This is a genomic window from Brevibacillus daliensis (assembly GCF_021245735.1).
In the GTDB taxonomy this organism is placed as follows: domain Bacteria; phylum Bacillota; class Bacilli; order Brevibacillales; family Brevibacillaceae; genus Brevibacillus_B; species Brevibacillus_B daliensis.
In genome coordinates, this window is sequence record NZ_JAJISB010000049.1 from 1 (window position 1) to 20287 (window position 20287).

Below are 20287 nucleotides of genomic sequence, written 5' to 3' on the forward strand. Positions count from 1 at the left end.
ACTTAACCAAGATGTGTCCATGAAACTATACTAACTCCAATCTACAAATTTTATTAATCGTTTAAAACCGAATGATGAATTAAAGCCACGAGCAGAGTTTGAAGTGGAAGTGTTTATTCGAAGTGTAAAAGACGAGATTAAAAATGGTGAAGAAACAGGTAGAGTACTTATTGATACATTTATTCCAGTGTACGGTGGAAAAGTTATTCCCTTCAAATTTGTAGTTAGCGAACCTTATGTTGTGCAGTACATTCGTTTTGATGACGAGTAAAGAGTCTAATGTCTCCATTGTCATATGACATGATACAGCGAAAACCATCAAATTTGAGCTGATGAATTAAATTACCTTCAGGTGGTGCGTCAGACTTATGCAACAACATAGGTTTTTTAGGTTTGTTTAACATGGCAGCATTCCTCCAAGATTATAGTAGCACTTAGAGGAATGAGAATTTATATAAAAATATTGGGAAACAACTGATGAAAGATTGAAATTAACACATATAAAACAAATATTTAAAAAAGCGAACATTTCAAAGTAATAGTGTTATAATTAAAGTTACGCTATATTACAGGAATGGGCTGATTAGTTGTTTAGAATTGTAAATGCTTTTGCTTATGATAAGAACGGTGAACCGATTGATAATATCAAGTATGTTATTGTGAAACCAAACAACAATGATTCAGGAGCTAAAGTAAAAGTGGTTATTAAAGCTAACTCTGAAATTCGAAATATTATTAATAATAGTCTGAGTGAAAACAAAACACCTGTATTAAACCGAATTATCGGCAAATTGGAAGGATTAAATAAAAGAGTTATGCTAAGAAATGTGCACCTATTAATCGACCGTCAACTTCCCTCTGAGCCAGGCTTGTCTGATGAATTAATAATGCTTAGGGGGGAGATGGCAGATAGCCATTCATTCGTAGATTAATCTATGAATGTCATATAAAATAAAAATATATACTATATTAGTAATAAAATTTAGGAGGAAAAATGAACTCAATTGCAAGTAAAGAGATAGCCATAGAACTTTTAAATACAATAGAAGTAATGTATTCAGAGAATGGAGAAAGACCAGACGTTTTTTGTAAAAGATGATCAACAATTTATAACCGTGGGGAAACCTTATTTAGAAAAACTGATTTAAAAGCTTATTAAATAAAAATTAAGGAGGTTAAGGAATTGAAAGTAGAAGTGTTTTACACTGATCATACTGAAGAATATCTAAAAATAGCATACGAAGGTTATGTAGAAGTTGATGAATTTCCAGAGGAAATTGAACATAGAACAGTTATTCACTTATATCTAGTAGTAGAAATAAGCTAAGAAGAGGTACACACAGCGACCAAAAAAGTAAATACATATTAACGGTACGACATTAGTGGGAAAGAAAGGTCAAGTAGTTTATAAATTACAAGCTAGATGCAGGACATGTACAAAGCAAATCAGTAATGCTCATGGAAATGCTAATAAAGAGCAGCGAAAGAGAAAATAGGCGAAAATGGTATTTAGAAAATAAAGATTATGATAAATATTAGAGTAGAAAGTGGCAAAAAGAAAATCGGGAGAGGAAAAAAGAGTACGATAGACTGTATTATCAGCTCAATAAAGAAAAGTTCATTGGATACAACAACATTAGAAAAGAGATAAACCATAATATTACAGAAACAGAATGGTTGGCATGCAAAGAATACTTCTCCTTTCAAGGTGCTTATTGTGGACTTTCTGAAGAAGACCATAAGGTTTTTGTTGCAGCAGTTCCATAAAGAACATGTGATACTGAATGGTCGAAATGATTTAAAGAATTGTGTTCCTTCTTGAAGAAATTGTAATTGTCAGAAGTGGGAATTCTCATTTAACAACTGGTACAACACAAATAACCCAAACTATACATATGATAGATATTTAAAAATATATAAATGGTTGTGGTTTGAATGTTACAAATACATTGATAGAAAAACCAAATAAAAAATAACTTTCATTGGAAGTGAGGCAATACAAATGCTATTCAAAGATGACTTAAAAATTCTAAAAGAAGTAGTTGAAGATAAAATAAAAATTTGTAGAGAAGTAAGTGCAAGACTTTCTGGCTTTAACTTTGGAGGAGTATTAGGCGAAAGAAGAAAAAATAAATATTAAAATATGAAAAATTTAAGATTGAACTTATTGACATGATTGAAGATTATGATGAACGACGATGAATTAAGAGATAAAACTAGAAAGTTGGAATTGATTTTTTAGAGAGCTTTTTGGTATTTGATTATTGGTGGCTGCACAGCCACGTCCATTTGGGGGCATTAAAGTAGAGAATTCAATTGGAGATTATATTAGAGTGGGAATGTGAGCAAATAAAATCCCCTGAGTTAAACTCCAGGGGAGAGGGGGGAATTGAATTTAGTATTGATAGTATACCCAACCAGAATATGTCCACTCACAATAACTTGGAAAGCAATTGCCAGTGCCTCTTGTTAAAGTACCAATATAACCTTTTCCGTCATCATAAGTAATAGTATCTGGGGGGTTACTTGAAAATTTTTTTGTGATTACTGCCCAATACTTGTCGGCTGCTGCTTGAGTATTACTTGATTGCACTTCATTGGCAAATGCTCCTGTAACGGAAAATAGAGAAACTACAACTAGAGCGATGGCAATTAAGGATTTTCTTAACATGAATACACCTCCAAAAATGTTAAATTTTTCATAATTAAATAATAGAATATTTTGGAAATAATGTCAATTAATTAATCGAAAAAAGAACAGCGAGGTCTGATAATTGGTTAATGAGGATAATTACTATTTGCTCAAAAAAAACAAGAACTTATCGAAGAGGACATGAATTAACCATGTGTCTACTGATATAAATTGATAAACTATATTGGTTTTTTCAAAGAAATAAAAATAGATGCTTTAATAGCATCTATTTACTTAAATGTGATATCTGTCTCTGTTTTAATAGCGGTAAATTTTTGAATTTCAATTTGACGATGACCTGTGATTTTATTTCTGCTCAGGAAACTACCGAATCATAATATCCAAATAAAAGATAAGTTTTTCCATATGCAGGTATATATTGCTATGTAATGAGTTAGTGATTTATAATCAACTCTACGAGGTGATTTCATGTCATTAACTGTAAAAATTTCCATTAAAGATGATAAAGGTAAGGAAGCAGATATTCAGCTTCAAGAAACAGATGAATTATCCAAATTAGTCATTATCCAAAATGTTTTTAATCTCTTTGGGATTGAAAGAGACATTTTAGATACTATAAAAGAATTTGATAAGATTGGTAAAGCCTATAGCAATTTTTTTGAATCAATGAATCAAGAGGAAGATAAAACTATAACAGATCCTATCCAGAGTAGTGAAGATATACGAGAGAAAATGATTGAAGGATTAACAAAGTTAGAAGGATCAAAAGAAGAATCAAAAGAAGAATCGAAAGAAGAATCGAAAGAAGAAGCAACAACAGATTATATAGCAACTGGTATTAAAATTGATAACAATGGTAAAAAAAGATTTAGATTGAGATATGAATGTCCTATCTGTATGAATAAAGGAAATCATTATGTTTATGAAGGTTCAACTGAGACATGGTGTCATTCATGTAGTGGTAGAATGCCTATTAAAGCTGCTCACAAAGATGGGTTTCCTAATAGAGATTCATATGGGAACTTTTATAGGGCAGGAAGCTACCATAATCATCCATTAAAGTAAAGTAATGAATTATTTCATTTATAAAAAAGGGCGCCCATGTGAGCGCCCTAAACTATTACAAGTAGATTAAACATCATATAACGGGAGATCAACAAGCTGCTATCAGCCTTCACATTATGTTTTTGATACATTCCCCATGCAATTATCAAAGTAATCAGTAATATACAGACTGTAAGGTAGCTTCCTTCAGCACCGAAAGCTCCACCAGAGAGTATGGTATCCCCAATCGGTTGAACTTTTACAATAGAAGGCGCCTCAATATCACCACCGAACACTGCAAACCCAAGAGCAGATTGAAGGAAGTTCCATATGAAATGAGAACCAATAGGAATCCATAGCGTGCCTGTCATCTCCTTAACGATAGCAAAAAACAAAAAACAAACCGTCAAGAAAAAGGCATATCATCGGGAGAAGTGACTCGGTAGAACCTATGTTGAACAAATGAATCGATGCAAACAACAGAGAAGGGAAAAAAATCGAAACGTTTGGGCCGAATGACTCCTTCATGACTCCCTGCACATATCCTCTGATTAGCCCTTCTTCAACGACGGCAACCATCATCCACTTGGGAATGGTATAAAGAATAGCTACCAGTAAATATATATCTATTTGGACGCTTTTGATTTGTACACCACCTAAAAGCCAGACGAGTACACATGAAAGAATTATAGTACAAGCTCCTATTCCTATACCGATAACGAACTGCTTCCAACTTCCCTTTGCTCCAAATCCTAGGCCAAAGCCGTTTTCGTTCAAATAGCCAGTAGATGATCCATACTCCGATAAGAATTGCAATTTAGGAAAAATCTTTGAGCGAAGCAGGGAAAATCGCATGAAGAAAAAGCGAAATGAGGAATCCCACCATGATTGTGAGTACTATTTTTGCGATGACTTGAAGGGGTAAAATTGTGTTTTTCATAAGAGAAGCTCCTATACTTGTTCTTAATCGATTGAATAGCATATATGACGGGTAAGAAAAATAGTAGGTTACCAGTAAAACGGGATGTTAAAAAGAAATAAGAATTTTGTCATATCAAATTAAGATTAATTACGCCATGCTTGTATCTTAGTTGACATCATTGTGGAATTATTAGGAAAGTTATATTGTGGAAATATTAAAAAGGATGCAAAGAGGTATCAATATGAAAAATAATTTAGTTGCACTATCAATTTTTTGTTTTGCGGTGTGTTTCGTAATAGGTAGTTGGCTAATATCAGATGGTTTAAGAGAAAAACAAACTAATCCAATAAAGCAAACTTCACAACATCAATTATTAACGCAATCAGAGTTAGCTGATTATTTAGGAATAAGTATTGAAGAAGTTCAAAAATTAAATAGATTCGACAATGGTACAAACAGTTACAGAAGTTTATTACCTCATATAAAAATAGAAAATGCCGTTTATTATCCTAAGGTGGCAATAGATAAATGGATACAAAACGTGGAACGGTTAGTCATTCAGTAACAAATGACTAAAAACAAAAAATAATATTTACTTTTTTGGACAGATAGTTAGAACTGTAAAAAATGGTGATGAACCAATAAATTTATTTAGAAATACCAGTTTTAGATTGTTTGAAAACAATATGTTTGATCAAATCTTCTCTGGATTGAGTGATCCATGTTAGTTTTACCGATCAATACATTCAATAAAGAAGCGATCTTAAGATAAAAGGGGAAGTGACATGAACAGTAAAGCTGTAGGACTATTGTTAATTGGATTGACAATGCTAACTGCTGTCATTGCATATGGATTTGACCAATTTACGAATGCTGTAAAAGAGTCAGCTGCCTTTATATAGTTGGAGGTTTTATAGGAACAAGTGACCCAGGAATTCCGGAGCTCTCCATAATACTGTTAACAATCCCAAGATAATAGGAACATATCTTGCATCAAAAAACTGAATAAAAATGTAGATTTAATGGGGAAAGGACGATTTTCAATGGTGAAATTTTCATATGTTCTAAATGGTATTGGATGGGCCGATTCTTTTCTTCAAATAGATGATAAGATTTGTTATTTCTCTCCAAGTTATTTAACTGAACCTCTCATTGATTTAGTAGAGGGACTGTTAAACCTAATGTATGAAATAGTCCCTAGTGATGAAGTGAGACAAGAAGTCAGTTTTGACTGGGATTTTGAACCAGCGGGTAAAAACTGGCTTATTAGAAGAGTAGATAATGATACGATAAGAATAAAAATCACTACATATCAAGATATTGACAATAAGAGCATAGGAACTTCAGAAATCGAACTTGAAGCAAACTGCGAATTAAACTTATTTATTTCCGAATTGATTAATGTGCTTGAGTTAATTTTAAAGAAGTGCGGAATTGTAGGATATAAGGATACTTGGTACAATTATGACTTTCCTATTAGTGGATATCTGAAATTGAAGTATTACTACTTACATCGTAAAGAGTTTCCAAAAGAAAAAATTAAAGAGGATGGATGCATTGAATATTCTAAAAGTAATCTAAGGGATGAAATAGCTATACTAATGGATATTTTACGCCCATCTTAATTATACAAGTCGATCAAACTGGAAAATAAACACCTGTTATGCTTGGTTAAAACATAATTTCGCTAACACTTGGTGATGATGATGAAAAGGATGGAAAAATCCATAAAAAGAAGGTATAGTGGTAACGAGTCACGTTATGATAGATCCAGTTGAGTAATAATATACAAATGAGGCAGGTGGCATCCTGTATCGCATGTTGTGGCGATCGGATGCCCTTTATTTTCGTCAAGGTGAAGAGATAAAGAACGGAGTGAGCCGATGAACGATATAAATAAGCAACAAACAGCATTGCTTGTAGGGTGCTTACTAGATCAACGCAATGAAGAAAGAATGCGCCTGTCACTGGAAGAACTGGGTGAACTGGCTCGTACAGCGGGTGTGGATGTATTAGACGTGATTACTCAAAATCGGGATCGTGTTGACTCCGCTTGGTATTTAGGGAGTGGTAAGATCCAAGAAATAGCTCAGCAAGCGGAAGAGCTTGATGTGGATGTCATTATTTTTAATGATGAATTGTCTCCCAGCCAGAATCGTAATTTGGAGGCAACATTTGATTGCAGAGTAATCGACCGAACCCAATTGATCCTTGATATTTTTGCCGGACGCGCTCATTCCAGAGAAGGTAAAATTCAAGTGGAATTAGCACAATACAATTACTTGTTGCCGCGACTTGCAGGTCAAGGGAATCAGTTATCACGACTAGGTGGAGGTATCGGAACACGCGGACCAGGTGAAACGAAGCTGGAAACAGACCGTCGTCATATTCGCCGCCGAATCGGTGAATTAAAGCAACAGATGGACGAAGTAGTACGCACGCGTAACCTGCATCGGGAGAGACGAAAAAAAAATCAGACCTACCAGATTGCACTTGTTGGCTATACCAACGCTGGTAAATCAACGCTTCTCAACCGTTTAACCGAGGCAGATATTTTAGAAGAAGATAAATTGTTTGCGACTCTTGATCCTACGACTAGACAACTGGAACTCCCAAGTGGCAAAGAAGTACTGTTAACAGATACGGTTGGTTTTATTCAGGATTTACCTACAGCATTAATTGCAGCATTTCGTTCTACATTGGAGGGTGTCCAAGAGGCAGATTTAATCCTTCATGTCGTTGATGTTCATCATCCCGATTTTGAAGTTCATATGGAAGTGGTCGACAAGGTTTTGAAGGATTTAAAAGCGGAGGACATTCCTCAATTGGTCGTGTATAACAAGGCTGATTTACTGGAGGGAAGTCGTTATTTACCACGTGCGGAAAACTCCATTCAGATGTCAGCGTTACATGACCAAGATCTCAAAAACCTGTTGGACCAGATCGAAGGCATTGTATTGACCGGGTATAATATGGTTGAACTGATCATTCCTATGGAGCGTGGAGATGTTCTTTCTATGTTGCATCGAGCTGGTCTTGAGATGGAACAAGAATACTCAGAAGATGGCACTGCTTATCTTGTAAATGTCCGTATTCGACCTGATGAACCGATATTTGGAAAATTAATTCCGTTTATGGTACATCCACCTGTCCAAAACGAAGAAGAATGGTAAGAGAAAGGTGAGAGAAGTAACATGTTTCAATTGTTTTCCCATGGCGAGCGATTACGTCCGCTCGTAGAAGAAGTAGAAGAAATGATTACAGGACGTAAGCAAGAGATTGCGAAAATGGTTGATTATAATCAGCTAAAAGTTTTGCGTTCCTTCCAAAAGCACGAGGTAAATGAGTTTCATTTTTCACCATCAACTGGATATGGATATGATGACTCAGGGCGAGATACATTGGAATCTATTTATGCAGATGTGTTCGGTGGTGAAGCAGCACTGGTTCGCCCGCATATTATTTCTGGAACCCATGCAATTGCGATTTCACTGTTCGGGATTCTACGTCCAGGTGACCACCTTCTATATATCACGGGAAAACCATATGATACGTTAGAAGAAGTAGTTGGAGTACGTGGGGAAGGGCAAGGGTCTCTTCGCGATTATGGTATCGGTTATGACTATGTTCCATTAACGGCTGATGGACAAATTGATCAGGAAGCGGTACGAGCAGCTATCCGTCCGGAAACAAAAATGATTGGTATTCAGCGTTCACGGGGATACGCAGATCGTCCTTCCTTCACAATCAAGAAGATTGAAAAAATGATCAGCTTTGTAAAAGGGATTCGTCCAGACTTAATCGTTTTTGTAGACAATTGCTATGGAGAATTCACCGAAGAAAAAGAACCTCTGCAAGTAGGTGCCGATATTATGGCAGGTTCTTTAATTAAAAATCCAGGTGGCGGACTAGTAAAAACGGGTGGGTATATTGTTGGAAAAGAATCGCTCGTTCAGCTGGCATCTTACCGAATGGCTGCACCAGGAATTGGGGCAGAAGGCGGCGCATCGTTGTACTCTTTACTAGAAATGTTCCAGGGATTTTTCCTTGCGCCACATGTAGTTGGTGAAGCGCTTAAAGGTGCGGTTTTTTCCTCAGCAGTGCTGGAAAAACTAGGATTTCGAACTGATCCACTCTGGCACGAACCTCGCACAGATTTAATCCAATCTGTTGAATTTGGTACGGCACAGAGACTTATTACGTTTTGCCAAGGCATTCAAAAAGCAGCACCCGTTGACTCGCATGTTACTCCTTACCCAAGTGAGATGCCAGGGTATGCTGATGAGGTAATAATGGCAGCAGGTACGTTTATTCAAGGAGCAAGTATCGAGTTTTCAGCTGACGGCCCAATTCGTCCACCGTACCTCGGTTTTGTTCAAGGTGGCTTAACCTACTCACATGTTAAAATAGGGATCTTGACTGCCTTAGATAGAATGATGAGTCAGGATTTACTTTAGTTCCTCTTACATGAATAGGTAGTTGATAATCAGGACAGGTAGAACCGTTACGTAATCGTATCGGTCTGCCTGTTTTTTTATTAGGTCAGAGTAATAAGTAGCAATGAACAAGTGAAAAGTAACAAGTAACGAATATAAGTAATCAAGTATATTAACAATGTAATTAGGGTTAATCTAAGCTAACTGAAGGTGAGTTCACAATTTAATAATTCCAAATGGAGAAAGGATGTTGATCCTACCGTTCATACTGGTATAAGGACGATTCTTTTTGGAAAAAATTATTTATGTCAGCTTATCTAACATGTATTGACAGCTTAATTGCAGCGCTATATAATCATGATATCGAAATTAAGAATATCTTTCTAGGAGAGGGAAGCCTAATGACTGATGCGATTCGGCGTAACATGGCCCTTTTTCCCATCGGTATTGTGATGAAATTAACAGACCTTACAGCACGACAGATTCGCTACTACGAGCATCATGGTTTGATTACACCTGCACGTACAGAAGGGAAGCAGCGTCTATTTTCCTTTAATGATGTAGATCGCTTGCTGGAGGTCAAGGAACTTATTGACAAAGGACTTAATATTGCTGGAATCAAGCAAGTGATTCAACTGAAAGCACCTGTAATTGAAGCAACGACGCTTCCTGAGAAAACAGAGAAGCGCCCGGAGCTATCCAAGAAAGAATTGTTGCAGATGATGAAGCACCAGATTATGAACCCCAATGCAAGTCGCCTCGGTGATGCAGCATTGACACGTGGAGAGCTTTCTAGGTTTTTCCACTAAATAAATTGGGTAGAAAATTGTTAGGGATATGGATGAGGAGGAAGAGAAATGAGCCGTTATACCAAGGAAGACATTATGCGTTTAGCAGATGAAGAGAATGTGAAGTTCATCCGATTACAATTTACTGACCTGATGGGTATCAGTAAAAACGTGGAGATTCCTGTTTCACAATTGCCAAAAGCACTGGATAACAAAATGATGTTTGACGGATCTTCCATTGAAGGTTTTGTGCGCATTGAAGAGTCTGACATGTACCTGTACCCAGATCTAGATACATGGGTAGTATTCCCATGGGGCACTGAGTTTGGTAAAGTAGCTCGTCTGATTTGTGATGTATATATGACAGATGGAACTCCGTTCGAAGGTGACCCTCGCTATATCTTGAAAAAAGTAATGAAAGAAGCAGAAGAAATGGGTTACACCAACTTCTACGTGGGCCCAGAACCAGAATTCTTCTTGTTCAAAAATGATGCCAAAGGCGAACCTACTCTCGATCTGAATGACCAAGGTGGATATTTTGACTTCGCTCCACTAGATTTGGGTGAAAATTGCCGTCGTGATATCGTATTAACTTTGGAAAAAATGGGCTTTGAAATCGAAGCTTCTCATCATGAAGTAGCACCTGGTCAACATGAAATCGACTTCAAATATGCCAATGCTCTAAAAGCTGCAGACCAAATTCTTACTTTCAAACTGGTAGTAAAAACAATTGCTCGTCAACATGGATTGCACGCTACCTTTATGCCAAAACCATTGTTCGGTGTAAGTGGTTCCGGAATGCATGCTCACCAATCCTTGTTTAAAGGTAAAGAAAATGCATTCTACGATGAGTCAGACGAATTAGGTCTAAGCCAAGATGCTAAGCATTATTTGGCTGGTGTTCTGAAGCATTCTAGAGCTTTTACAGCAATTACGAACCCATTGGTTAACTCTTACAAGCGTCTGGTTCCTGGCTATGAAGCTCCTTGCTATGTAGCTTGGTCAGCTAAAAACCGTTCTCCACTTATCCGTATCCCAGCTTCTCGTGGAATGGGAACTCGTATCGAAGTTCGTAACCCAGACCCAGCAGCTAACCCTTACCTAGCTCTTGCTGTTATGCTAAAAGCAGGTTTGGATGGTATCAAAAATAAAATTGAAGTACCAGCTGCAGTCGATCGCAACATCTATATTATGTCTGAAGAAGATCGTGAAGAAAACGGAATTGAAAGCTTGCCAGCAACTCTGAAAGAAGCAATTGAGTTACTAAAAGCTGATCCAGTTATTTGCGATGCATTAGGCGAGCATGCACTTATGCACTTCGTCGAAGCAAAAGAAATTGAATGGGATATGTTCCGCACACGTGTTCACGAGTGGGAGCGTAATCAATATATGTCACTGTAAGATGTGTCAAACCCCTTGCGCCTGTAAGTGTGAGGGGTTTTTAGTTGTTGTGGGTGATTTAATCTTTTTAGCGCACCCACAATTTCACCCACAAAACACCCACAATTAATTTTACTTCTCATAAATCTGGCTGATATAGTTTTCAAATTTCCCCATCGAATCTGCCTCGATTTTTTTAGAAATATGTGCGTACACATCAGATGTAATTTGTATGCTGCCATGCCCGAGTCTCTCTTGGATGTATTTCATTTCGGTACCTGTTTCTAAAAGGAGAACCGCATGGGTATGTCTTAAAGAGTGTATCGGCATTGCTGGGATTTCGGCACGATTTAATATCCGTGAAAACGCATTGAATAGGGAAGACTTAGGTATGAAATTACCATCTTTTTTACACAGTACCAGATTTAAATCATGTTGATATAAATCATTCAGAGCTAATTTGTTTTGATTTTGGAATTTAATATGATTTTTCAAATCATTGGTTAAAGTGTTGCTAATTCGGATGGTTCTTATTGAGTGGTAGGTTTTTGTGTCACCAAAAAGTTCATTTTGATTTTTAGCAGAGAAGTCCAATGTCTTGTTAATGGAAATGCTCTTTTGTTTTAGATCGATGTCTGTCCATTGTAATGCAGCTGCTTCTCCTTTTCTCATACCGGTTTCAATTAACAACTTGAAATAGATCCAGTATATATAGTCGTAGTGGTAGGCTGCTTGTAAGAAACGCGGAATGCTACTTGATTCGATAAATTTAATTTTCTGAACCTTAACCTGTCCTTTAATTGTTACTCCAGAGCAAGGGTTTTTAGTAATTTTATCTAAAGTTAATGCTTTGTTAAGAGCATTATTCATAGTTGTATGGACCATCTCTACAGTCCTTTTGCTATAGCCTTTCTCAGAGAGCTCATTGAGAAACTTTTGGTACATAATTGGCTTTAAATCTTTCAAATAGATGTTTTTGAAATAGGGTATTATCTGGTTATCAATATTTCTTTGGTGTAGTGTATAAGTGTTTTTTCTAATCGTTCCTTGTTTGTACTCATTTAACCAAGTGTACAGAAAATCTGCTAACTTAATGTCTTCTTGTTCAAAACCCTCCATAATCTTCTTCTCAAATTCAGAAGCGGCTAACTGAGCTTCTTTTTTTGTTGAAAATCCTCGCTGTGATTTCTCTTTGAATTTTTGAGTGAAAGGGTCCCTATACCGAATTCGGTACTCCCATTTTGAACCGCACTTACATTTCTTGGGGTTTTCACAAGTGCAAGTAGGTCTTCTAAAACTAGCCAAAAAGATTCCTCCTTTAAGTGGGAATGTATGTTCTGTTTCAATCTATAATAAACAGCCTTACAGCTGGAAAGCATAAACTTCCTTAAACAACTCTAAGACCCCTAATGGTTCAAATATGACAGTGTAATCACCAACTGGAGCTCGCAAACCGTATTTTTCTTGAAAGTGTCTAATCGCTGAATCAAGAAAATCCTCTGTGACGCCCAGGTGATCAGCAAGCTCGTGGCGATTTCGAATTCCTTGTAAGTGTGCTTGTACAAAAGTTGAAATCGGGATGAGTTTTTCATACGCCCAATTCCTTGCCCTTTTCTCTTGTTTACGGTTCTTGATAGATTCTTGCTTAAGTATGTCACCACTCGAAGTATAGTGGTGTCCGTTTTCTTCGGCAAGAATGCAAGCTTTCTCTGTTCTCGACTGTATCCTTTTGTTAATCCAAATTACATTGTCACCATACAGACCTTTAATGGACAGAGGTATGTCCTTTTCAAAAACTTTAGCTTCTGTCTCACTCAGAAGTTGGTCATATAGCATTTAATCACTCCTGTTATATACGTTGTGATTTTATAAACTCTTTAAATTTCCTAATGGTCTCCAGCTCTTCTTCTGTCCATTCTTCGCCATCGTGGTGGGCAGCTATAGTTTCAGGTTCATAGCTTGAATTCTCTTCTGTATTTCTTGGTTCTGACATTGCATCTTCAGATTCAGCTTCCCTAAATCTTGTATAAGCTATCACCATTTCAGTTTCAGACATGCCCTGCTCTTGGTAGTGATGCAATAATTCTAGGGGAATGTCCTCCAATAAATCGTCACACATTTCTTCCAGATCGTATCCCGCAGCTTTGAAAAGAGATTTGGCGTCAACCAGCCAATCGTTTTCATTATGAACAGCTATCTTCAAAACGGTGTCAATAGATGGCTGCTTATACTCGACACCCGAACATAGCCTGTTTAAATAAAATTCATCCAAGCCTGTATCTAAGGCAAACTCCTTTATCGATCTTCTGTACCTAACCAAATTGATAAACGATGTGAACTCGCTTTTATCGAATCCGTAAAGCAAATAGTCAGTGGAGACACCAAAGTATTCGGCCACCTTTGTACTTTGTCGACAGAAGGGGAGTTTTTATCCCAATTACGGATAGTGCCTCTTCCAAGCCCAATCTCCCTTTCTAATCCTATCAAAGTGGTATTTTTGCTACCGCATAAATCTTGGATACGCTCTACTAAAGACATAGATAAGTCCTCCCGCAAACTTATCCGAAATGCTACAATCTTTTTCTATATGGCTAATGAATTACTTTCTATTCTAGAGAATGCTGGTCGTATAGGGCTACCTGTACCTGATGTAATCCGCAAGGCGGTTGAAGTATTGAAAGATAAAGGTGGTGCAAAGTAATGTTTCGTGAGGAAAAGTACTTCACAGTCTTCGAGGTATCAACAGGACAAGAGATCGATCTTCAGATTGAACCGGGCATGTCAGTATCCGAGATCGCCACCAGTGATAGGAATGTGGTTTACCGCCAGAATGGTCCATTCGCTTCTATGAAAAATGGGAAATACGAACCGATTGGCTACCTAGTTAGAGATGGGAAAATAATACGAGATACAGTCAGCGCTGCCAAGTGGGGCGCTTTTATTGTGCCTAAAAGTGGTCGTCCCTTTATCGAGAAGATTGATCGAAATAACGTTGGGGCTATTAAGCTTGCCTTCCAAGGCACACCGCAGATTATAGCAGATGGTAAAAAAGATATTCGAACAAGCACGGAAGGAACACCTGCAGATGTGCGCAATTATGCTAAACGAAGCGCAATTGGTGTTAAGGCTGACGGTACTGTATTGCTTGTAACAACAAAGACTAACTATTCTTTGGGACAACTTGCAAGCCTAATGCTCGAATTGGGATGTATTGAAGCACTTAATTTAGATGGCGGTGGCAGTGTTACCTACAACCTTGGTCATTCTCCAAAACAGGGATATGAGCGTCCAATCAGCTCTGCCATTGTAGTCAGAAAGGGAGTTTTACCTGAGAAACCATCAACAGGAGGTGTGGATACTGTGAAAAAACCGATTCTAGTATTGGATTTCGGACATGGCGGAAGTGATCCTGGTGCAGTTAATGGTGAGATGAAAGAGAAAGATTATGTGCTCAAGATTGGTAGTGAAGTACACAAAATCTTGTCAGCTGAGTACAACGTAAATGTACCTCTTACTAGAGCAGATGACACATTTGTTTCATTGGGAGATAGGGCAAAGTTAGCTAACCGATTAGGAGCCAAGCTGTTTGTAAGCTTGCATCTTAACTCTTTTAATTCAGAGTCAAACGGATTTGAGTCATTCGTATACCCAAATCAATCAGCTAAAAAAACTGGTCAGATTCGAGATATCATTCATGACCAGGTAGCTAGTTTATTAAAGGAATACAACATAAGAGATCGAGGCAAGAAAGAGAAAGACCTGCAGGTATTACGTGATACCCACATGGATGCTGTTCTGCTAGAGTACTTGTTTATTTCAAATCCAACAGAGTCTGCACTATTGCGTGACGACCAATTCATAAACAAAGTGGCTCGTGCCACAGCAGAGGGGATTGCTAAAGCCATGAATCTATCAGAAAAACAAACCAATGAACACTGGGCAAAGAAAGATCATGATGAGCTTTTACAGGCAGGATTAATCAACTCTGACCACTCTCACGAATTGGACAAGCCGATTAGTTGGGGAGCAGCTCTATCAATGATAAATCGTATTAGAAAAGGAGAGAAGTAATATGAAAACATGGTTTAAGAAAAATAAAACGGCAGTAATTACAATCGCATCTGGATTGTTTGCAATTGCAATTGGGTATGGAATTTTTAATCAGGAACAAGTTGACGCTTTGCTTAAAGCTATAGAATCGTTGCTGTAATGACGAAACCCTCTAATACTGTGCCAGTTCTCTTATCTAAAGAGGCTGGCTTATTTTTATTTAATAGACGAAAATTATTAAAAAAGTTAGAATATAATTATTGTTAAAGTTAAGTTGCCATCTGAATCGCTAGATTGAATTGCTCGGAATACATCTGAATAAAATGAATTTAATGGTGGAGGAATGAATTTGAAAGTGAAAAAATATGCGCTCATAGTTGGAGTTATGGTGTTGTCATTCGTTCTTGGGGGGTGCGGCAATGCAGACGAAGTGAATAAGGAAAAGGTGCAAGAATATATGAATAGCCTTGCCGAACTTTACAATAGCGAGATGCAAATAAAGATTGAATTTGGACCCATCGATATTGACGATCCAGAGGGTGTAAAAAAAGTTGAAGAATTGTTTAATCGTTCGCAAAAAGTATATAACGATTTTCAACTCATCGAGCCACCGAGCGAAGAGTTCAAGCCATCACATGAGAAATTTGGTGAAGCGATCAGTGCATACGCAAAGACCGTTGAGGTTGCGTATGATACAATTGTAAAAGACAAATTTGTACTAGACTCAAATGAGAATACGATAAAACATCATGAAGCAAAGAAAGACTTTAGAGTCCAAATTGAACCCCTACTCGAAAAATATTCTGTGAATTTTCCGATCGACCAAACGCTTGAACAACAATTAAAATAAAGCGGAAGAAGGGTTGTCAAACAGACCAGTTTGGGTATGTCAACGTTTTATACCCCAGGATGTTACTTTGGACAGCTCCACATAAAAAAGAGTTGGTGGTGGAACCGCTCTACTTGGCTTAGTAGGGTTTGAAATTAATCAAGCTATTACAATATAGCTAAAATAATTAAAGATTAAAATAGTATGTTATTGGTCACCCTCCAACGGATAACCGAAGGAGGGATTTTTTTTCGCTTCGTATTCAACTTACTTTCTCGGTTGTTTCATTGTATCCATTCAAGATTTTCTTCTTTAATTATCTTTAATGTTGGTGTTATTAGATCTATGCCATTTACTATATGATAATATTGACGATTATTTTTAGGTTTGTTATGTTTGTTATATATAGTAATGGAGTTATCTCTGTGATAGGTAGAAATAGCAACCTTTCCATCTTGAATGATTTCTATTATTATTTCATAACCTTCTCTTTTAGACAATGGAACATCGCTTTCACTTACTTTTTTTAATTCTACGCCTGAGAAGTTTTTCAATATTTTATCTATAACAACCCTATCTCTTATGGATACCATTGTGTTTTCAGAATGGTTTTCGATAGTAAACCAAATTAGATCATCTTCATTTATCTTATCAAATACAACTTTGTCAAATGTTGTATATTCATCTTTATCCATAAAATAAAAAACCGCATAAAAAGCTACGATTATAGTAACCGATAGCATGACTATTTTTTTCAACATATAAACCTCCCAAATTTAATAATAGAGTTATTAACAGTTTATTTATCTAAACAGCTTTCTTATGATCTTAAAGATATCAAATGACGTTTTGTTATAAACCTTGTTATAGGCAGCCTTTTTAGGGTTTTTCAACCAGCCCCAACCTTTCGGCATTTTCAATCCAGCTCGATGGACAACCTGGCGTTTAATACTTGTTCGTGCTGATATTCGTTTCTTTAAACTTGGTTTTCGCATGCCAAATTTCATATCTATCTACCTCATTCCAGATCAGTTTTGGGTTTACGTCCACGAGTTCTTGGAGTATCAATCCAATTCTGAATCTGCTCCCGCAGCCACAATGGGCCGCAGGAGAGACGTTTGATAGGTTCAGGAAAGTTACCTCTTCGCATGTATTCTTGAATATATCCCTTTGTCTTACCAGTCATTTCGCATACTTCACCAAATCCCATGAGGTCATCTAAGTTGACTTGCATTTAATCTCTCCTTCCTAGTAATGCTGTGATTAGAAAGTATCCAACTGTCACGATTAGTATTCCTTGTTGCCACCAGGCATCGGATGGGGAGTAAGTAATTGCTAATGCAATTCCAAGAATTCCTCGAGCTGACAACAGGTTCCGTACGTCTATTCTCTTTGATTTCATGGTATACTTGAAGTAAGATTGGTTATTAGAAGGAGGGTAAAACCTCCTTCTTTCGAGCTATTTGCGACGTTTACCTTGCCGGGAGCGTCGCTTTTTCTTTTTTAATCGCCTTTTTAGTTTCGGCTCTATACGATCTTTGAAGATCACGTAGAGGAAGGCGATTAATGCTAACCAATCCTTAAACTCCAAGTTGTTCACCTCCTTATGATTTAATTATACAATAATGTTGTACAAAGTACAATAAATATTTTTAATATTTTGAAAGTTTTTTGATAGAAAACCTTGTACTCTTTTTAATCAGATTGGGGTATTTGTCAAAATAAAACAATGGACTGTTCGCGTTGTGTTCGCATATAATAAACACAAACAAATGTTCTGGTAGGAGTGAGTAGGATGCCAACAAAGTACATAGGTCGAAAACTGGAAATCATCTATATGTCACGTGAAGGGAAGCTCTCGCAAAGGCGAATATGTGTAAAAAGTATTGCTGATGGGCTTGTTTGGGGGACATCTGAAAGCACAGGAGAATGGCGATCGTTTTATGTAGACAACATACTATCATGGCAACCAGTAAGGGGATGACAGCATGCTTTCAGATATTGAACGGAAAGTGCTGAGGGTAATCGGAAACTATTCAGCGGGTAGACGTAGATTCCCCACGATCGATGAATTATGTACAAAAACAGGAAGAAATCGCAAGGGAATAATGGAGGTGCTGGAAGTTCTGCATAAGGAAACATATATTATCTGGACCAAGGAAAAACCTAACGAGATGGCACTATTAGAAGCATGGGAACGACAAGGCTTATGGAAAAATAATAACTTATAGGGGGATATCGGAATGGCTTCTAAGCTAGATAATCCTACAATGGGACGTTTCATGATGTCTGAGCATGTTGAAGCTCTTCAACGCATGCATGAGGATAAAAAACTTATTGAAAAGCCTATCTTGGAAGAGGATGAGCTGACAGAGTTTTGTTACCGGATCACTGATTCACGCCAGTTCGATTACGCCTTAACAGTGAGCTGGTGGGAATCAAGAAAAGGGAACCGTGGAGTCATAGAAACTTTCTGGGGCTGGGTTGTTGATTTTGATTCTGCTTATAAACGGATTAAGCTTAAAAATGACGAAGGCTATAAATTGATTCCTGTGGATGACATTGTCTATATTGTAGATAAGAGAAAGCCCCGATGCTAAGATCAGGGCTTTAAAAATTACTTACTGTATTCTTTTATTTCAAAGCTCTCAATATGACTATAACTAATAAATTCTTTTCTACTTGCAAACGGACCCACATTAAAATCTTTAGCAATCATGTAAGCCTCATTACCACTTCTTGAAATTCTTCCTTCATACCACTCAACAAACTTAACTACTTCATTAGCAGACATATCGTATTCCTTAGTTGCACCACTGACCATATTAATTACAACCAATGCTCTATCTCCTGTTGGTTTTGGTTCAGGATCTGGTTTTGGGTTAGGATCTGGTGTCGATGAAATTTTATTCATCATCTCCATTTCTCCAATTCCAACATAATAAGGAGCCGCACCATTTGAATTGTTTTCAGTTATGTTAATTCGATAATTTTTATATGAATTATTGTTTGTAAATGTAAATTCTTTTTTAATATCCTCTTGCCAATCTGAAACATTGCTTTGTTGATCTAATACAACCCATGCTGTTCCATCCCATCCTTCAAATGTCCATGTCTTTGGACTTTCCTTATGTTTATTAGATGATACACTATTGGGTATTGCACGAATAGTATATTTATTCACAATGGTTTCATTAGGAAATTCATATGCTAACCAGCCATTTGGATAGCCTGCTGCGGTAACCCAACCAACATTGCTGTTCACATAATCAAATGCTTTATACGGTTGATGACCGCTACTCCACACACTGCTAGAAGAAGCTGTTCCCTCAGTAGAAGAATTGCTAGACATCATAGGGATTAGATTTTCCGAATATTCATCTTCTGCAAATGCGAAACTTTGACCTGAAATAACAAGTGCGAACATAAATACAGTTAATACGAGTTTTTTACATTTTGATAAGAACATTACTTCCTCCAATAATATGTATTATATCGGCCGACACAGTTGCAGTATACGAAAATAAAATTAATTAAACAAAACATTAATTGATAAATATGCAAATAATTATGGTTTATTTTGTATATTTTTAAAAATTTTATTTTATTTAAGATAAGCAAAAATTATTTATTTCATAATATATGAATCAGACGTGTTTGGGGATGGGTGGAAAGATTTGACCATGAATTCCAGTAAATCAAACTAAAGAATGACGAGGATTTCTGGTGGATACCAGTTATGACGTGGTGAAAATTGAAAAGACTTAGAAAGAGAAGACCGCCCAAATTATCTGAGCGGTCTTTGACATAACATCAAATACAAAAACATGGAATACCGACAACTTGCTTGCTTTAAATTAATATACCCTATACAGTATTTAAAATCACCCACAATTTCACCCACAAAACACCCACAAATTCATGAACGGTTATTAAACCATATGAAATCCAGATTACACAAAATGTTGATTTAATGGGGATTTATCAATACAAAAAATCATAATGAAAAGCTTGTCTATAATCCGTACACGTGTTCACGAGTGGGAGCGTAATCAATATATGTCACTGTAAGAAGTGGCAAACCCCTTGCGCAATAGCTGCAAGGGGTTTTTGCTATGAGGGGGCAAAATCGAGGTTTATCATGATTAGTCTTTTTGCCCCCTTAGAAAAAATGTTTTGAGTGTG

The 20287-nt window shown here is 36.9% G+C and carries 28 protein-coding genes and 2 pseudogenes; 18 read left to right on the top strand and 12 right to left on the bottom strand.

Going from position 1 to position 20287, the window contains the following annotated elements; genetic code table 11:
* Positions 1-52: 52 nt before the first annotated feature.
* From LM917_RS23145 to LM917_RS23160, 4 genes are all read left to right on the top strand, one after another.
* Entirely contained in the window at positions 53-271 is a 219-nt protein-coding gene (locus tag LM917_RS23145) for a YorF family protein (protein ID WP_507236595.1), read from the top strand.
* A 316-nt stretch (positions 272-587) separates the two neighbouring features.
* The gene (locus LM917_RS23150; RefSeq protein ID WP_232700076.1) at positions 588-932 is read left to right on the top strand and encodes a hypothetical protein; all 345 of its coding nucleotides are present in this window, start codon (positions 588-590) and stop codon (positions 930-932) included.
* Positions 933-1183: 251 nt separating this feature from the next.
* Positions 1184-1327, top strand: a complete 144-nt coding sequence (locus LM917_RS23155) for a hypothetical protein (protein WP_232700077.1) — start codon at positions 1184-1186, stop codon at positions 1325-1327.
* A gap of 675 nt (positions 1328-2002) precedes the next feature.
* A complete protein-coding gene (locus tag LM917_RS23160) occupies positions 2003-2140 on the top strand; it encodes a hypothetical protein (protein ID WP_232700078.1) in 138 nt (45 codons plus the stop codon).
* A gap of 255 nt (positions 2141-2395) precedes the next feature.
* Here LM917_RS23160 and LM917_RS23165 read toward each other — a convergent pair whose 3' ends face one another.
* On the bottom strand, positions 2396-2671 hold the full coding sequence (locus LM917_RS23165; protein WP_232700079.1) for a hypothetical protein: 276 nt from the start codon (positions 2669-2671) through the stop codon (positions 2396-2398).
* A gap of 450 nt (positions 2672-3121) precedes the next feature.
* Between LM917_RS23165 and LM917_RS23170 the strand changes: the two genes are divergently transcribed.
* Entirely contained in the window at positions 3122-3718 is a 597-nt protein-coding gene (locus LM917_RS23170; RefSeq protein WP_232700080.1) for a hypothetical protein, read from the top strand.
* 47 nt (positions 3719-3765) lie between these two features.
* On the opposite strand, the gene LM917_RS23175 is transcribed toward LM917_RS23170, so the two are convergent.
* The 3 genes from LM917_RS23175 to LM917_RS24525 are packed head-to-tail and all read right to left on the bottom strand — an operon-like array spanning position 3766 to position 4637.
* Entirely contained in the window at positions 3766-4092 is a 327-nt protein-coding gene (locus tag LM917_RS23175) for a hypothetical protein (protein WP_232700081.1), read from the bottom strand.
* Positions 4073-4513: a CPBP family intramembrane glutamic endopeptidase gene (locus LM917_RS23180; protein WP_232700082.1), complete on the bottom strand. Its 441-nt coding sequence runs from the start codon at positions 4511-4513 to the stop codon at positions 4073-4075. Before LM917_RS23180 ends, LM917_RS23175 begins: the two co-directional genes overlap by 20 nt.
* Position 4514: 1 nt before the next feature.
* Positions 4515-4637: a hypothetical protein gene (locus tag LM917_RS24525; protein WP_255668548.1), complete on the bottom strand. Its 123-nt coding sequence runs from the start codon at positions 4635-4637 to the stop codon at positions 4515-4517.
* Positions 4638-4860: 223 nt separating this feature from the next.
* On the opposite strand from LM917_RS24525, the gene LM917_RS23185 reads away from it, so the two are divergent.
* The 6 genes from LM917_RS23185 to glnA all read left to right on the top strand — a co-directional run bounded on the left by LM917_RS23185 (position 4861) and on the right by glnA (position 11244).
* The gene (locus LM917_RS23185) at positions 4861-5184 is read left to right on the top strand and encodes a helix-turn-helix domain-containing protein (RefSeq protein WP_232700083.1); all 324 of its coding nucleotides are present in this window, start codon (positions 4861-4863) and stop codon (positions 5182-5184) included.
* 478 nt (positions 5185-5662) lie between these two features.
* Positions 5663-6244, top strand: coding sequence for a hypothetical protein (locus tag LM917_RS23190; protein ID WP_232700084.1), 582 nt, complete (start codon positions 5663-5665; stop codon positions 6242-6244).
* Positions 6245-6502: 258 nt separating this feature from the next.
* Positions 6503-7792 (top strand): GTPase HflX, encoded by a 1290-nt coding sequence (hflX, locus tag LM917_RS23195; RefSeq protein WP_232700085.1) that lies wholly within the window; start codon positions 6503-6505, stop codon positions 7790-7792.
* 21 nt (positions 7793-7813) lie between these two features.
* Positions 7814-9076 carry a methionine gamma-lyase family protein gene (locus tag LM917_RS23200; RefSeq protein WP_232700086.1) on the top strand — a complete coding sequence of 421 codons (1263 nt, stop codon included), beginning with the start codon at positions 7814-7816 and terminating at the stop codon, positions 9074-9076.
* A 380-nt stretch (positions 9077-9456) separates the two neighbouring features.
* Entirely contained in the window at positions 9457-9864 is a 408-nt protein-coding gene (locus tag LM917_RS23205; RefSeq protein WP_232700087.1) for a MerR family transcriptional regulator, read from the top strand.
* Between the two features lie 48 nt (positions 9865-9912).
* The gene (gene glnA, locus LM917_RS23210) at positions 9913-11244 is read left to right on the top strand and encodes a type I glutamate--ammonia ligase (protein WP_232700088.1); all 1332 of its coding nucleotides are present in this window, start codon (positions 9913-9915) and stop codon (positions 11242-11244) included.
* A 111-nt stretch (positions 11245-11355) separates the two neighbouring features.
* On the opposite strand, the gene LM917_RS23215 is transcribed toward glnA, so the two are convergent.
* The 3 genes and pseudogenes from LM917_RS23215 to LM917_RS23225 all read right to left on the bottom strand — a co-directional run.
* Complete coding sequence (locus LM917_RS23215) at positions 11356-12528, bottom strand: site-specific integrase (RefSeq protein WP_255668552.1); 1173 nt, start codon at positions 12526-12528, stop codon at positions 11356-11358.
* Between the two features lie 57 nt (positions 12529-12585).
* A complete protein-coding gene (locus LM917_RS23220) occupies positions 12586-13059 on the bottom strand; it encodes an ImmA/IrrE family metallo-endopeptidase (protein WP_232700089.1) in 474 nt (157 codons plus the stop codon).
* A 13-nt stretch (positions 13060-13072) separates the two neighbouring features.
* Positions 13073-13171: pseudogene (locus tag LM917_RS23225) on the bottom strand (helix-turn-helix domain-containing protein); the annotation flags it as partial.
* Between the two features lie 612 nt (positions 13172-13783).
* On the opposite strand from LM917_RS23225, the pseudogene LM917_RS23230 reads away from it, so the two are divergent.
* The 4 genes and pseudogenes from LM917_RS23230 to LM917_RS23245 all read left to right on the top strand — a co-directional run.
* Positions 13784-13924, top strand: a pseudogene (locus tag LM917_RS23230) (phage holin family protein); the annotation flags it as partial.
* Positions 13924-15294, top strand: coding sequence for an N-acetylmuramoyl-L-alanine amidase (locus LM917_RS23235; protein WP_232700090.1), 1371 nt, complete (start codon positions 13924-13926; stop codon positions 15292-15294). The pseudogene LM917_RS23230 and the gene LM917_RS23235, both read left to right, overlap by 1 nt.
* A 1-nt stretch (position 15295) precedes the next feature.
* On the top strand, positions 15296-15433 hold the full coding sequence (locus LM917_RS23240; protein WP_232700091.1) for a hypothetical protein: 138 nt from the start codon (positions 15296-15298) through the stop codon (positions 15431-15433).
* 189 nt (positions 15434-15622) lie between these two features.
* Positions 15623-16123 carry a hypothetical protein gene (locus tag LM917_RS23245; protein ID WP_232700092.1) on the top strand — a complete coding sequence of 167 codons (501 nt, stop codon included), beginning with the start codon at positions 15623-15625 and terminating at the stop codon, positions 16121-16123.
* Between the two features lie 263 nt (positions 16124-16386).
* On the opposite strand, the gene LM917_RS23250 is transcribed toward LM917_RS23245, so the two are convergent.
* The 4 genes from LM917_RS23250 to LM917_RS24530 form a co-directional block, all read right to left on the bottom strand.
* On the bottom strand, positions 16387-16860 hold the full coding sequence (locus LM917_RS23250) for a hypothetical protein (protein WP_232700093.1): 474 nt from the start codon (positions 16858-16860) through the stop codon (positions 16387-16389).
* Between the two features lie 45 nt (positions 16861-16905).
* Entirely contained in the window at positions 16906-17109 is a 204-nt protein-coding gene (locus LM917_RS23255; RefSeq protein WP_232700094.1) for a hypothetical protein, read from the bottom strand.
* A gap of 11 nt (positions 17110-17120) precedes the next feature.
* Positions 17121-17336, bottom strand: a complete 216-nt coding sequence (locus tag LM917_RS23260) for a helix-turn-helix transcriptional regulator (RefSeq protein WP_232700095.1) — start codon at positions 17334-17336, stop codon at positions 17121-17123.
* A gap of 225 nt (positions 17337-17561) precedes the next feature.
* The gene (locus LM917_RS24530; protein ID WP_255668554.1) at positions 17562-17693 is read right to left on the bottom strand and encodes a hypothetical protein; all 132 of its coding nucleotides are present in this window, start codon (positions 17691-17693) and stop codon (positions 17562-17564) included.
* Between the two features lie 204 nt (positions 17694-17897).
* On the opposite strand from LM917_RS24530, the gene LM917_RS23265 reads away from it, so the two are divergent.
* From LM917_RS23265 to LM917_RS23275, 3 genes are read left to right on the top strand one after another with little or no spacing between them, the layout of a single operon-like run.
* A complete protein-coding gene (locus LM917_RS23265; RefSeq protein WP_232700096.1) occupies positions 17898-18086 on the top strand; it encodes a hypothetical protein in 189 nt (62 codons plus the stop codon).
* 4 nt (positions 18087-18090) lie between these two features.
* A complete protein-coding gene (locus LM917_RS23270) occupies positions 18091-18333 on the top strand; it encodes a LexA family transcriptional regulator (RefSeq protein WP_232700097.1) in 243 nt (80 codons plus the stop codon).
* Between the two features lie 12 nt (positions 18334-18345).
* Positions 18346-18702, top strand: coding sequence for a YolD-like family protein (locus tag LM917_RS23275; RefSeq protein ID WP_232700098.1), 357 nt, complete (start codon positions 18346-18348; stop codon positions 18700-18702).
* Positions 18703-18719: 17 nt separating this feature from the next.
* On the opposite strand, the gene LM917_RS23280 is transcribed toward LM917_RS23275, so the two are convergent.
* Positions 18720-19571, bottom strand: coding sequence for a discoidin/SUN/FTP domain-containing protein (locus LM917_RS23280; protein ID WP_232700099.1), 852 nt, complete (start codon positions 19569-19571; stop codon positions 18720-18722).
* Positions 19572-20287 lie beyond the last annotated feature (716 nt).

Coding starts and splice junctions, on each gene's coding strand:
- LM917_RS23160 (WP_232700078.1), top strand. CDS start 2,003: ATGCTATTCAAAGATGACTTAAAAATTCTAAAAGAAGTAGTTGAAGAT.
- LM917_RS23165 (WP_232700079.1), bottom strand. CDS start 2,671: ATGTTAAGAAAATCCTTAATTGCCATCGCTCTAGTTGTAGTTTCTCTA.
- LM917_RS23170 (WP_232700080.1), top strand. CDS start 3,122: ATGTCATTAACTGTAAAAATTTCCATTAAAGATGATAAAGGTAAGGAA.
- LM917_RS24525 (WP_255668548.1), bottom strand. CDS start 4,637: ATGAAAAACACAATTTTACCCCTTCAAGTCATCGCAAAAATAGTACTC.
- LM917_RS23185 (WP_232700083.1), top strand. CDS start 4,861: ATGAAAAATAATTTAGTTGCACTATCAATTTTTTGTTTTGCGGTGTGT.
- LM917_RS23190 (WP_232700084.1), top strand. CDS start 5,663: ATGGTGAAATTTTCATATGTTCTAAATGGTATTGGATGGGCCGATTCT.
- hflX (WP_232700085.1), top strand. CDS start 6,503: ATGAACGATATAAATAAGCAACAAACAGCATTGCTTGTAGGGTGCTTA.
- LM917_RS23200 (WP_232700086.1), top strand. CDS start 7,814: ATGTTTCAATTGTTTTCCCATGGCGAGCGATTACGTCCGCTCGTAGAA.
- LM917_RS23205 (WP_232700087.1), top strand. CDS start 9,457: ATGACTGATGCGATTCGGCGTAACATGGCCCTTTTTCCCATCGGTATT.
- glnA (WP_232700088.1), top strand. CDS start 9,913: ATGAGCCGTTATACCAAGGAAGACATTATGCGTTTAGCAGATGAAGAG.
- LM917_RS23220 (WP_232700089.1), bottom strand. CDS start 13,059: ATGCTATATGACCAACTTCTGAGTGAGACAGAAGCTAAAGTTTTTGAA.
- LM917_RS23235 (WP_232700090.1), top strand. CDS start 13,924: ATGTTTCGTGAGGAAAAGTACTTCACAGTCTTCGAGGTATCAACAGGA.
- LM917_RS23240 (WP_232700091.1), top strand. CDS start 15,296: ATGAAAACATGGTTTAAGAAAAATAAAACGGCAGTAATTACAATCGCA.
- LM917_RS23255 (WP_232700094.1), bottom strand. CDS start 17,109: ATGAAATTTGGCATGCGAAAACCAAGTTTAAAGAAACGAATATCAGCA.
- LM917_RS23260 (WP_232700095.1), bottom strand. CDS start 17,336: ATGCAAGTCAACTTAGATGACCTCATGGGATTTGGTGAAGTATGCGAA.
- LM917_RS23265 (WP_232700096.1), top strand. CDS start 17,898: ATGCCAACAAAGTACATAGGTCGAAAACTGGAAATCATCTATATGTCA.
- LM917_RS23270 (WP_232700097.1), top strand. CDS start 18,091: ATGCTTTCAGATATTGAACGGAAAGTGCTGAGGGTAATCGGAAACTAT.
- LM917_RS23275 (WP_232700098.1), top strand. CDS start 18,346: ATGGCTTCTAAGCTAGATAATCCTACAATGGGACGTTTCATGATGTCT.
- LM917_RS23280 (WP_232700099.1), bottom strand. CDS start 19,571: ATGTTCTTATCAAAATGTAAAAAACTCGTATTAACTGTATTTATGTTC.